Origin of the sequence: Microcoleus sp. Z1_A1 (assembly GCF_036700305.1) — a bacterium.
Lineage (GTDB): Bacteria > Cyanobacteriota > Cyanobacteriia > Cyanobacteriales > Microcoleaceae > Microcoleus.
This window is the reverse complement of the sequence record NZ_JAUBOR010000022.1, coordinates 13,333-25,757: the sequence shown is the minus strand read 5'-3', so window position 1 is coordinate 25,757 and position 12,425 is coordinate 13,333. Positions and strand designations below refer to the sequence as shown.

The window sequence follows — 12,425 nt, the reverse complement described above, 5'->3', positions numbered from 1 at the left end:
GTAAAAGTATAGTCATTTATAGGCATGGGAGGCTTCAAGTCCCTCCCCCTTCACTTTTACTTTGAGCGGATTAACCCGCCTCGGCTGAACTACGCAGCTCCCTATCCCATCGCTGAAGGCATTTGGGATTGCTTTTCTGAGGATGTTGTACGAAGCGTTGATATCAGAATTAATTAACTGACCAGTCGATGTTTTGTACAAACCTCGCTTGAGCCGCTTACCAGTGAACACAGGCTCTTTATCAGTTTTTCCGTAAACAGGGATTGGGTCTAAGTCCAAAAAACTTGACCGCGACGTGTAGGATTCCTCCTGCACGATTACCTTAATTCCCGCCAACCAAGCTTTGTTTTCCAACATCTCAATTAGTCGAGCGTGAGGGAGACTGACAAAGTTTTGGTTGGTTTGCTTCCCTAGATAAATTCCAGTTTTCCACTGTGCATTCTTGCCAATTACTAGCGTCCCAATCTGCTTGGCCGTTAAAATGTCAATAATTAGGCGGCTGGCATGATGTAAGTAATTGTCAACTTTCTGATTGCGACAGCGAGTTAAGCGCTGAATCCGGGGTGAAGTTTTGCGATTCCCTTTCAACTGGGATTGTAATCGTGAACAGCGTTTGTTGTAGAACTGGTTAATCGATTTTAATGGTCGCCCGTTAATCAACAAAGGGATAAATCCCGGCTGATTTGAAGTTAACGCCACTAAATTATCCAGTCCTAAATCAATACTAGCTACAGAGTTGGCATTGCCAAGGGTGGACTCCGCTTCATCATAAATCACCTCAATTACATAGGAATCACATTTCGGAACCAGTCTAACTTGACAAATCTGGTTGGGATTGAGTTGGGTTTTAATTGAAAGTTCAGTGCCGGAAAGTTTAATGATTCCTTTCTTCAACTGTTTGCTGCTAATTGCTTGAATCGTGTAGACGAGAAGGTTTCGCCCTTTAGTCTTATCTTTGTACTTTGGCAATTTTGGGCTACCCGTGAATCTTGAAGAGTCAGCTTTGTAAGCTTTAATGGCTTCAAAAAACGATTTCCAATTCTTGTCTAGCACCATTAAGATTTGCTGACTTACTTTAGCAGGCAAAGCCTTATATGCTTCGTGAGACTTCATCAATCGGTTCATTTCGTTGTAATTGACATAACCCCATCCATAAATAAAGCTCTGACGAATGACGTAATTGGCGGCATTGTAGAGGTTTTTGGACTTGAAAGCTAGTTCGTCTATTTGGGCGAAACGGTGTGACGTTGATTTAATGATGTGCCTCTGTGTTAGTTGCATTTGAGAGTTGCGTTTTTTGGGCGATGCGTATTCCTTGTTCAACACTCACAACAATAGAATACCATTATTGTTTATAATTGCTTATAAACTCAATGAAGTTTTACAATACTTTTGTCAGTTGCCGATTTTGAGTGGTAAAGGGGCTTTGGCTGCGTGAGCGAGGATTGAGCTTCAGGCTAGCACGATCAAAATTCACCCGTTTGCCGAATGCCGAAGGCCTTGGCGTGTGTAACTTTTGTTACATATACTGCCAACTGTACGATTGCCCCTGGGCAGTTAGGAGTTATTTTAGGATTTAGCGGTTGTGATACGAGTTGGCAAAAATAATGCAACTGTTGACTAGCTCTCAACCCTGGTAGTCATCAGTCATTGCCAATCTAACATTTCCAATCTCAAATCTCAAATTGTATGAGTTGTGGGGGTAGACGAGACCAGCTTTTGCTGAAGTTCCGAGCTATCAATTTGATTTTTTTTATCAATTTGGTATTGACAAAATCCCCAAAATGTGAGACATATTGCACATCTGGCACTGAAGTGAAGGGGAGAATATTTAATGGCAATTTCAGGAATTACAGAAAAGCTTTTGGCTGCTAAAAAAGCTAAGGGAATTAGTTTTGCAGATTTGGAAAAAGTTTTGGGGCGCGACGAAGTTTGGATTGCGGCGGTTCTTTACCGTCAAGCTACCGCATCAGCAGATGAAGCCGAGAAAATTGTATCGGCTTTGGGACTAGATAGCGAGACGGCTGCGGTTCTCTGTGAACCTCCGTTAAAAGGTTCTTTGGAATCCTCGGTTCCGGTTGACCCGCTGATTTATCGTTTCTATGAAATTATGCAGGTTTACGGGATGCCACTCAAAGCAGTGATTCACGAAAAATTTGGTGACGGGATTATGAGCGCGATCGACTTTACTTTGGATGTCGAGAAAGAAGCAGACCCAAAAGGCGATCGAGTGAAAATAATTATGTCGGGAAAATTTTTGGAATACAAAAAATGGTAAGCCCGTGCGGCTTTATTTTCAAGTGAAAATGAAAAATTAAAATTGGCTCCCATGACTCATGACTAATCACTAAAGCCTCAAAAGTGTTAACTTAGAAACAGAGATCGCGAAGCTTGACTGCGCCAAAAAACCGAGACAAGCCCCCGACTTAAGTCGTGCAGAGCCCCAAATTTTAGACCCTAGTTCAGCTCCAAAATTCATCTGTGGAGTAAATCTAAAATCTAAAATCTAAAATCTAAAATCGACTGACTGGCTTGGGTGTCCGATCGGGAAACCCCTCTAGGGCACAGCTAAGGTAACTCCCGCGGCAACTTCCCCAGTCGAAACAAGCAACCGCAACCGTAAAGTAAGAGGCAAATATGTCAAAATATGACTCCCATCTCAGATGCTCCTTTTGCGGCAAGTCGCAAGAGTACGTCCGCAAGTTAATAGCTGGGCCCGGCGTCTACATTTGCGATGAATGCGTGGAACTGTGCAATGAAATTTTAGAGGAGGAGTTCTTTGACTCCAGTAAAACAATTGGCCAACAGATTCCCCAATCAGAGGTGCGAGAGTCTCAGGGACAAGGAACCAGGCGCCCAGGTCGATCGAATAAATCGAAAATTGTTTTAGGTCAAATTCCGAAACCAACAGAGATTAAGCAGCATTTAGACAACCACGTCATCGGCCAGCACTCAGCAAAAAAAGTCCTTTCTGTAGCAGTTTATAACCACTACAAGCGCTTGAGCGTTGACCAAGTAAAAGATAGCGACAAGTCTTCCCCTGACAGCGATGTAGAATTGCAAAAATCCAACATCCTGCTAGTAGGACCCACAGGTTGTGGCAAAACTTTGTTAGCGCAAAGTTTGGCGCAAATGCTCGAAGTTCCGTTTGCCGTAGCTGATGCGACGACACTGACAGAAGCTGGATATGTCGGCGACGATGTAGAAAATATCTTGCTGCGGCTGTTGCAAATGTCCGATTTTGATGTGGAAGCGGCGCAGCGGGGCATTATTTATATTGATGAAATTGACAAGATTGCTCGCAAAAGCGAAAACACTTCGATCACTAGAGATGTATCGGGAGAAGGAGTGCAGCAAGCGCTGCTAAAAATGTTGGAAGGAACAGTGGTTAACGTGCCCCCGCAAGGCGGCCGCAAACATCCTTACCAAGATTTTATTCAAGTTGACACTAGCAAAATTCTATTTATTTGTGGCGGTGCTTTTGTCGGTTTGGAAAAAATAGTTGAACAGCGTTTGGGTAAAAAATCCTTGGGCTTTATTCAGCCAACAGAAAGCGACACCAACTCAACTTTGCCGGCGAAGGATAAGCGGGCCGCTGATATTTTGCAGCAGGTACAGCCGGACGATTTAGTCAAGTTTGGTTTAATTCCTGAGTTTGTGGGGCGGATACCGGTGGTGACGGTGATTTCGCCCCTGGATGAAGCAGCTTTGATGCAGATATTGACCGAGCCCCGGAATGCGCTGGTGAAGCAGTATCAAAAGCTGTTGAAGATGGACAGCGTGGAGTTGGAATTCCAGCCGGAAGCGCTACGGGCGATCGCCCAAGAGGCCTATCGTCGTAAAACTGGCGCGAGAGCTCTCCGCAGCATTTTAGAAGAGTTAATGCTGGATGTGATGTACGAGTTGCCTTCTCGCAAGGATGTGGCTAACTGTATGATTACTCCTGAAATGGTCGAGAAGCGATCGACTGCTGAATTGCTGTGGCATCCCGCATGGCGGCAGCACGAAACTGCATAATTTGTAATCTGTAGGGTGCTTGTGGCGCATCCTACAAACTACTAAACCAGCCCCCAGATTTATCCCTGGGCTCGCTTTCTCCCATCTAAAATCTAAAATCTAAAATCTAAAATCTAAAATCTAAAATCGATTGGCGGTAAGTGCGGTATGATGTGATTTCGCGATCGGTTCTAGCGGGGAGCAGCCGTTAGAGGAAACGGGGAAAGTTCGGTGCAAGTCCGGCGCTGTCCCGCAACTGTAATGAAACCCTTGGGGTTTCTCAAGTCAGAATGCCCGCCGATATATAACTCACTTTTGAACGCATCTGCGAGGTACGGATGATGGATGGAATTAACACGGCTGTACGCACAAAGCACAGTCTATTTGTTTGCACTGCTTGCGCTAGTGTTTGGAAAAACGGCAAGCGCGAAGGTAAAAGCGGCGGTCAACAATTTATGGAAAATTTGTCGCAACTCGCTAAAGATTGGGAGTTTTCTGATAAGTTTGAGATTCAAGAGGTTGAGTGCATGAGTGCTTGTAGTCACTCTTGTGCGGTGTCTTTTGCTGCTGTTGGAAAGTACACTTATCTGTTTGGCGATTTACCAGCAAATGAGTCGGAAAGCGTCGAGGCGGTACTCGAATGCGCGGGTCAATACTATGCTAAACCAGACGGTTTGTTGCCTTGGTCTGAGCGTCCTCAAGCTCTAAAAAAAGGTGTTTTAGCAAAGATTCCACCACTACCAAATTAGAGTTTTTCTCCTTACCATGCTCGGCCCATCGGCGATAACTAAGACCACCAATCCGCCAGGGACTTAAGTCCCTGGCTAATAGCGAAAGTCCTCTAAAGAGGACTGAGAATAAAAAATTTAAACTCATTAGTCCTCTTGAGAGGACTTTCGCTTTGAGGCAGGGGTTTAAACCCCTGCCGGAATGTCGGTTTAACGAGTTTCCTGTCAGCAATTGACTGACCCAAAATTGAAAGATATTCAATCACAGTACAACAACTAAATTATCAATGCACAAAATTCCTGTTACTGTCATCACTGGTTTTCTTGGTAGCGGTAAAACTACCTTAATTCGCCACTTATTGCAAAATAATCAAGGTCGCCGCATTGCTGTTCTGGTTAACGAATTTGGCGAAATCGGAATTGACGGAGAACTGCTGCGCGATTGCCAAGTTTGCGACGAAGAAGAAAATGTCAGCAGCAATATTGTTGAACTAACAAATGGTTGTCTTTGCTGCACTGTTCAAGAGGAATTCTTGCCCACTATGCAGGAATTGTTGAAGCGTAGAGAGCAAATAGATTGTATCTTAATTGAGACTTCGGGCCTCGCACTTCCTAAACCTTTGATTCAAGCTTTTCGCTGGCCGGAAATTCGCACGGGTGCTACTGTAGACGGTGTGGTTGCTGTTGTCGATTGCGAAGCTATTGCTAGCGGTTCTTTTGTCGGTGATATCGATGCTTTGATGGCACAGCGGCAGGCTGATGATAGTTTAGATCACGAAACTCCGATCGAGGAATTGTTTGAAGACCAGTTAGCCTGTGCCGATATGGTACTTTTAACGAAGGTCGATCGCGTAGATGTGGAAACTCACAAGAAAGTCCAAAGCTGGTTGCAGCAAGAGTTACGTCCGAGTGTGAAAATTGTGCCCTGCAAAGGTGGCGAAATTAACCCGGATGTGTTAATGGGATTTAATGCGGCGGTTGAGGATGATTTGGAGTCTCGCCCAAGTCACCACGACACTGAGGAGGAACACGAGCACGATGATGATATTAACTCGACTTACTTTATTGCCGATCGCGAATTTGAACCTGAAGCTTTGGTGAAAAAACTGCAATCCTTGATGCAGCAGGAGGAAATCTATCGGATTAAAGGGTTTGTGGCGGTTCCCAAGAAACCGATGAGGATGGTGTTGCAAGGTGTGGGCTCTCGGATAGAATATTTTTACGATCGCCCTTGGCAATCTTCCGAGATCCGTCAAACCAAATTAGTGCTGATCGGTCGAGAGTTAGAGCGCGATCGAATTGCAGCTATGATTAACAATTAATTGTCATCAGTCATTAGCCACACACGCTGACCTCAGAAACCGGGTTTCTTCCTATATTTCTCGTTCTTCCAAAACTCGTAGAAACCCGGTTTCTAGCCCTATGGGTAAGCCCTGAACCAAAGACTGCGTATTCCTGTAGTTAAAAACTCTTAACATTTTTTAATAAACTTGCTACTACCAGCAAGTTTGGTGTAAAATAACGATAATGGTTATCATTGTACACTAATCGAGGTCAAGTATGGTGAGTGCTGGGGCGATCGAATCAGTTCCTGTTACCGTTCTCACAGGCTATCTGGGTGCAGGCAAAACTACGCTACTGAACCGAATTTTAACAGAGGAACACGGCAAAAAAGTTGCAGTCATCGTCAACGAGTTCGGCGAAGTAGGCATCGACAACCAACTGATAATTGATGCCGACGAAGAAATTTTCGAGATGAACAACGGCTGCATTTGCTGTACAGTGCGAGGCGATTTAATTCGGATTATCGGCAACTTGATGAAGCGGCGAGACAAATTCGACCACATAGTCATCGAAACCACAGGTTTAGCCGACCCCGCACCCGTCATTCAGACATTTTTTGTAGACGAAGATATGCGGGACACATTACTGCTAGATGCAGTTGTCACCGTAGTCGATGCCAAGCACATCTGGCAGCACTGGGACGCAGACGAAGCTCAAGAGCAAATTGCATTCGCCGATGTAGTTTTGCTCAACAAAACAGATTTAGTGACTGAGGAAGAATTGGCAGAATTAGAAAAGCGAATTCGCGCCATGAATGCAATGGCAAAAATTTACCGTACTCACAACGCTGAATTACAAATGGATGCTTTGTTGGGCGTCAAAGCATTTGATTTAAACCGGGCATTAGAAATAGAACCCGACTTTTTGGGCGAAGACACTCACGAACACGACGAAACTGTTACCTCGGTAGCAATAGTAGAATCCGGCGCCATTGACGGCAACAAATTTAGCGATTGGGTCGGCGAATTGTTGCGAACTCAAGGCACGAATATCTTTCGGACAAAAGGCATTTTGAATATGGCTGGAGAAAACAACAGATTTGTGTTTCAAGGAGTGCATATGTTGTTCGATGGCAGACCGGATCGACCTTGGAAAGATACAGAAATTCCGAAAAATGAGCTTGTATTTATCGGTCGGAATTTAAACGAAAATCAATTGCGAGAGGATTTTCGTAAATGTCTGGTTTAACTGACATATTGAAGCATTTTCAATAAGCCTTTTAGCAACAGGCAAGATGCCTGTTCCACAAGAAGAGAATTCATCTCTTGTGGAAGGGAACAGGCAAGATGCCTGTTCCACAAGAAGAAAATTCATCTTTTGTGGAAGGGAACAGGCAAGATGCCTGTTCCACAAGAAGAGAATTCATCTTTTTGTGGAAGGGAACAGGCAAGATGCCTGTTCCACAAGATGAAAATTCATCTTTTGTGGAAGGGAACAGGCAAGATGCCTGTTCCACAAGATGAAAATTCATCTTTTGTGGAAGGGAACAGGCAAGATGCCTGTTCCACAAGAAGAGAATTCATCTCTTGTGGAACGGGCATCTTGCCCGTTCTTAAGAATAGTACAATATGTCAGATTCAATAAATATGGGTAACAAAAAGACAAATAAAAGTGAACTAACCCTGCAATTTCACGCTAAAAAAATGCTGTCTGACTACGTAACTGCTGTTACTTGGTCGCCGGATGGCAAAACTTTAGCAGTCTGTTCCGCTGCGGGCGAAGTGATGTTAGGGACTGTAGGGACAATGAATGAATTGTCCTTGCAACCGCTACAAACTGCTACGGGTAAATCAGCCGATTGCTTGTCTTTTTCCCGCGACAGTCAATTCCTAGCTGCTGGCGGACAAGACGGACGGGTGCAAATTTGGCGCGTTAATTCTGGGGAATTAATTGCTAATTTGGACAACCAGCGCGTCTGGGTGGACAAGTTAGTTTGGAGTCCGAACTGCAATCAGTTAGCTTTTAGTATGGGCCGCTGCGTTCAAGTTTGGAATGCTGATGATGATGTTGTTGAAGTAACGCTGAATTTCGACTCATCATCTATCCTCGATTTAGCATGGCATCCTGTTGTTAAATATCTGGCAGTTAGCGGCTATCAAGGTGTCAAAGTTTGGGACGGCGAAGACTGGGACGAAGACCCGCACGTCTTGTCAGTACCGTCTGCAACAGGTGCAATTTCTTGGGATACGTCAGGGAAATATTTAGCTTGCGGTAATATTGACAACACCCTAATTGTTAATGAATGGGGCAGTTCTCAACCGTGGATAATGCAGGGTTTTCCGGGGAAAGTTCGGCAGTTAGCTTGGTCGGGTAAAACTAATTCTTTGGGTGCACCTTTGTTAGCTGCTTCGAGTTCTCAAGGCATTTCTGTCTGGGAAAGAGACGCTGATGAAAGAGTCGGTTGGGAAGGTTGGGCGTTAGAAGTGCATGAAAAAGTTGTAAATGCGATCGCCTTTCAACCTACCACATTTTTATTAGCTTCTGCAGCCGCAGATGGTCAAGTTTGTTTGTGGTATGAAGCAGAACAATTGCTGCAAATTCTCAAAGGTGCAGAGGGCGGTTTTTCCTGTCTCGCATGGCATCCCGAAGGCCAGTTTCTCGTGGCTGGCGGCTGTGGAGGCGAATTGCTGGTTTGGTCAAAGTCTATGCGTGGCAAAGGCTTCGGGGGGCGCTAAGTTCGCATAGGCGCCGGTTTGACCAAAACATAAACAATTGAAAACTTTAGGATTTACCCATGGATGCCGAGAAACCGGCTTTTTCGAGCGTCTACTTCGTTGCATACCGCATCGAGTAAAAAACCCGGTTTCTAAGCGTCGAAGTGCGTCCTGGAGTGTTATCCTCTCTTTCTTGTCAAAATCCCTTGACTGGGACTGAACAGCAAAGCTACTAAAAATAACCCAAAAACAACTAATACAATTGCCGCACCAGACGGCATATTCCAATAATAGCTGAGATACATACCAGTCACGCTAGCTGTAATCCCAATAATAGCTCCTAATCCCATCATTAAATGTAGCTCTTTTACCAACAAATACGCCGTCATTCCCGGCCCGATTAACAGCGAAATTACTAACAGCGCTCCCACGGTTTGCAAACTCGCAACAATCGTCAGCGTAATCGCCGAAATCATCCCCAAATAAATCCAGTTTACAGGCAAACCGCAGGCTTGCGCCCCCAGGGGGTCAAAAGTATAGAATAGCAGTTCTTTGTAAAAGATTTTAACGATCGCCAAAATAATCAAAGTTATCACAAAAGTCTGCTGCACGTCAGCAGGTGCAACTGACAATATATTCCCAAACAAAAACCCATCTAGGTCTAATTTTGTTGTCCGCAACAGGCTAATTAAGGTGACGCTAATTGCTAAAAATGTCGATAAAATTAATGCCATGACTGCATCAATTTTTAGGCGCGATTGGGATTGAATCCACGCCATAATCACGGCGCTGATAATTCCCGATATAAAGGCACCGATCGAAATATTGAAACCTAAAGAAAAAGCTACGGGCAATCCTGCTAATACTGAATGGGCAATCATGTCAACCATCATTCCCATTTGCTGTACAATTAGGTATGAACCGACAACGGCGCAGAGAATTCCTAGCAAAATGCCGACGGCGATCGCATTTCGCATGAACTCGAATTGTAGCGGCTCAATTAGTAGGTTTAACATTGAATTAGGTTAATAATAGGTTTTTTTTAACTACAATCAATTGCACAGGCGGGACGCCTGTGCCACAATCCACTTCACAGGCGGGACGCCTGTGCCACAATCCACTTCACAGGCGGGACGCCTGTCCCACAATCTACTTCACAGGCGGGACGCCTGTGCCACAATCAATTGCACAGGCGGGACGCCTGTGCCACAATCCACTTCACAGGCGGGACGCCTGTGCCACAATCAATTTTAAAGATAAATCTTTTTTGGCTTACGCTGACACTAAACTTAAATCGTATCCATAGGCTTTTTGAATATTGGCTGCGGTGAGCACTTCCTGGCAGGAACCGCTCGCAATTAACTGCTTGTTGAGCAATAATAAATTGTCGTACTGTTTTAACGTTTCGCCTAAATCGTGACTGATTACTAGCAATGTTTTATTTTCTGCTTTTAGTTCGGCAAAAATATCGAAAATAATTTCTTCGGTTGCTTTGTCGATCGCGTTAAAAGGTTCGTCGAAGAAAAATAAATCGGCTTGTTGGGCGATCGACCTTGCTAAAAAAATCCGCTGTTGCTGTCCGCCAGACAGTTCGCCAATTTGTCGATCGCGCAAATCCCACATTCCCACCCGCAGCAAAGCGGCTTTGACCAATTCTTGGGACTGCTTCGAGGGGCTGCGAAACCAGCCAGTCTTAACGGTTCGCGCCATCATCACCGCATTCCACACCGTAATCGGATAATCCCAGTCAATTTGCGATCGCTGGGGCACATAAGCCACCCGCGATAACTGCTGCTTCAACAACCGCCCCTGATATTTCACCAAACCGCGACAAGCCGGGATCAATCCCAGCATCGCTTTCACCATCGTGCTTTTCCCCGCGCCGTTGGGGCCGAACACACCCGTTAATTGTCCGGGATCTAACTGGAAATTCACGCTGTTGAGGGCTGCAATTCCGCGATAATTGACAGCCAAGTCTTGCACTTCTAGCATAATTAGAGATTTTGAGAACGATTCTTGTTCGTAGCTACTACAATAGGATAACTCGAAAAAGCAATAATGATTATCGTTCCAAAGGTGAAAATGTTAAAGAACTTGCCTGGAAAAACCCGCAGATTTTGCGGTGCCACTGTTTTGGCAATTGGCTGCGGGCTGGTTGGCTGCAGTGGAGGACAGAACGCAACCAATCCGGTGTCAGAGAGTCCCGCCGCAACTCAAACTCCAGCCAGTCAGGCCGCCAACTTGCCCAAAGTCGTCGCCACGACTGGCGTTATCTGCAACCTAACTAGAGAAATCGCTCAAAGTTCGATCGACACCACCTGTCTAATCAAGCCGGGAGACGACCCCCACGCCTATCAAACTAAGCCGGAAGACCGCAAAGCGATTGAAACCGCAAATCTGATTTTATACGGCGGCTACAACCACGAACCCAGCATCATTAAGTTAATTGAATCTAGCAGTAATTCCGCACCCAAAATCGCCGTACACGAACTCGCAGTTCCCAAACCGCTGATAGGCGAACACGAGCACGAACACGGCGAAGAGAAAGCGGAAAATGAAGCCCATGCAGAAGGCGAAAAAGTCCCTGACCCTCACGTTTGGCATAACCCTCAAAATGGCATCCGTATGGTAGAAACAATTCGCGACCAATTGATCGAAGTTTCTCCCACCAATGCTCAACTTTATACAAAAAATGCAGCCGCCTTAACAGATGAGTTGCAAAAAGTAGATACTTGGATCAAAGCTCAAATTGCGACTATTCCAGCCCAAAAACGCAAGTTAGTAACAACTCACGATGCTCTGAGTTACTATGCCGATGCTTACGGTTTGGAGATGGCTGGAGCTTTACAGGGTGTGACGACAGAGGAACAGCCCACGGCCGCAAGAATTGCCGAATTGTCCTCAGAAATTAAGAGTACAGGAGTGCCGACTATTTTTGCCGAAACTACAACTAATCCGAAGTTGATGGAGACTGTGGCGAGGGAGGCAAATGTCAAAATTTGGGACAAGGAACTTTACAGCGACGAGTTGGGCGGCCCCGGCACCGGTGCTGATACTTATCAGGGAATGCTGAAAACTAATACTTGCACGATTATTTCTGGCCTCGGCGGCAATTGTACTTCCTTTGCAGGAGAAACTGCACCAAATCCCAAACCATAGACTTTCTAAAGTTCGCCTAGCAAGCACCTTACATTTGCTGGATACGCAGCAAAACGCAGCGTTTGCAATCGCAGGGGTTTTCGATTGCAAACGCTGCGTTGGCTGCGATGACTTTAAGGTGAATTTTGCTCCTCGGTACTGGGGGGGTTTTGGCCAATTCCCAATTGCTTCTTAGAGGATTTTAAGTCTTTCCAAAGCATCTTAATATCTTTATAGGCTTTCTCAGCACTAATTTTCCCCCCTGTTTCCAGCGAGCAAATATAAGTTATTTTTTGAGCAAACTCCTGCAAATTGGCATTAAACGCCAAGTTTTCTGGCGTGAAATCACCGTAGTAGCGATTGCGAGGATGTAAAAAATCTTCCCGCTCTTTCATTGCCCCCTCCTAATTTAACTTTTGGTATTCAACTTTTGGTTCGGTCTCTGCTGTTAATAGCACTATTTGTACTCTGTATCGCGGCGCCAACTTGCTTCTATTGTATTGCGTAAGTAGCAATTGTGCTTTTTCGCTCTGTATTTAGTCTATTAATGCAGTCTTAACCTTAA

12 protein-coding genes and 1 riboswitch are annotated in these 12,425 nt (G+C 45.1%); of the genes, 8 read left to right on the top strand and 4 right to left on the bottom strand.

Annotation, left to right across the window (positions count from 1 at the left end):
* Nucleotides 1-12 precede the first annotated feature (12 nt).
* A complete protein-coding gene (locus tag QT973_RS15885) occupies nucleotides 13-1,281 on the bottom strand; it encodes a transposase (RefSeq protein ID WP_333055976.1) in 1,269 nt (422 codons plus the stop codon).
* Between the two features lie 553 nt (nucleotides 1,282-1,834).
* On the opposite strand from QT973_RS15885, the gene cynS reads away from it, so the two are divergent.
* The 7 genes from cynS to QT973_RS15850 all read left to right on the top strand — a co-directional run bounded on the left by cynS (nucleotide 1,835) and on the right by QT973_RS15850 (nucleotide 8,743).
* The gene (gene cynS, locus QT973_RS15880; protein ID WP_333055975.1) at nucleotides 1,835-2,278 is read left to right on the top strand and encodes a cyanase; all 444 of its coding nucleotides are present in this window, start codon (nucleotides 1,835-1,837) and stop codon (nucleotides 2,276-2,278) included.
* Between the two features lie 359 nt (nucleotides 2,279-2,637).
* Nucleotides 2,638-4,017, top strand: a complete 1,380-nt coding sequence (clpX, locus tag QT973_RS15875; RefSeq protein ID WP_333055974.1) for an ATP-dependent protease ATP-binding subunit ClpX — start codon at nucleotides 2,638-2,640, stop codon at nucleotides 4,015-4,017.
* 148 nt (nucleotides 4,018-4,165) lie between these two features.
* Nucleotides 4,166-4,312: riboswitch (cobalamin riboswitch) on the top strand.
* A 22-nt stretch (nucleotides 4,313-4,334) separates the two neighbouring features.
* Nucleotides 4,335-4,745: a DUF1636 domain-containing protein gene (locus tag QT973_RS15870; RefSeq protein WP_332960812.1), complete on the top strand. Its 411-nt coding sequence runs from the start codon at nucleotides 4,335-4,337 to the stop codon at nucleotides 4,743-4,745.
* Between the two features lie 266 nt (nucleotides 4,746-5,011).
* The gene (cobW, locus tag QT973_RS15865; protein ID WP_333055973.1) at nucleotides 5,012-6,046 is read left to right on the top strand and encodes a cobalamin biosynthesis protein CobW; all 1,035 of its coding nucleotides are present in this window, start codon (nucleotides 5,012-5,014) and stop codon (nucleotides 6,044-6,046) included.
* Between the two features lie 238 nt (nucleotides 6,047-6,284).
* The gene (locus tag QT973_RS15860) at nucleotides 6,285-7,256 is read left to right on the top strand and encodes a GTP-binding protein (RefSeq protein WP_333055972.1); all 972 of its coding nucleotides are present in this window, start codon (nucleotides 6,285-6,287) and stop codon (nucleotides 7,254-7,256) included.
* 98 nt (nucleotides 7,257-7,354) lie between these two features.
* Nucleotides 7,355-7,531: a hypothetical protein gene (locus tag QT973_RS15855; protein WP_333055971.1), complete on the top strand. Its 177-nt coding sequence runs from the start codon at nucleotides 7,355-7,357 to the stop codon at nucleotides 7,529-7,531.
* Nucleotides 7,532-7,636: 105 nt separating this feature from the next.
* The gene (locus QT973_RS15850) at nucleotides 7,637-8,743 is read left to right on the top strand and encodes a WD40 domain-containing protein (RefSeq protein WP_333055970.1); all 1,107 of its coding nucleotides are present in this window, start codon (nucleotides 7,637-7,639) and stop codon (nucleotides 8,741-8,743) included.
* Between the two features lie 158 nt (nucleotides 8,744-8,901).
* Here the strand turns inward: QT973_RS15850 and QT973_RS15845 are convergent, their stop codons facing one another.
* Together QT973_RS15845 and QT973_RS15840 are read right to left on the bottom strand one after the other, a co-directional pair.
* The gene (locus QT973_RS15845; RefSeq protein ID WP_333055969.1) at nucleotides 8,902-9,738 is read right to left on the bottom strand and encodes a metal ABC transporter permease; all 837 of its coding nucleotides are present in this window, start codon (nucleotides 9,736-9,738) and stop codon (nucleotides 8,902-8,904) included.
* A 256-nt stretch (nucleotides 9,739-9,994) separates the two neighbouring features.
* Nucleotides 9,995-10,714, bottom strand: a complete 720-nt coding sequence (locus tag QT973_RS15840; protein ID WP_333055968.1) for a metal ABC transporter ATP-binding protein — start codon at nucleotides 10,712-10,714, stop codon at nucleotides 9,995-9,997.
* Between the two features lie 66 nt (nucleotides 10,715-10,780).
* Here QT973_RS15840 and QT973_RS15835 point away from each other — a divergent pair, with 66 nt between their 5' ends.
* Nucleotides 10,781-11,881, top strand: coding sequence for a metal ABC transporter solute-binding protein, Zn/Mn family (locus QT973_RS15835; RefSeq protein ID WP_333055967.1), 1,101 nt, complete (start codon nucleotides 10,781-10,783; stop codon nucleotides 11,879-11,881).
* Nucleotides 11,882-11,994: 113 nt separating this feature from the next.
* Here QT973_RS15835 and QT973_RS15830 read toward each other — a convergent pair whose 3' ends face one another.
* Nucleotides 11,995-12,255 (bottom strand): DUF7219 family protein, encoded by a 261-nt coding sequence (locus tag QT973_RS15830; protein WP_333055966.1) that lies wholly within the window; start codon nucleotides 12,253-12,255, stop codon nucleotides 11,995-11,997.
* Between the last annotated feature and the right edge of the window lie 170 nt (nucleotides 12,256-12,425).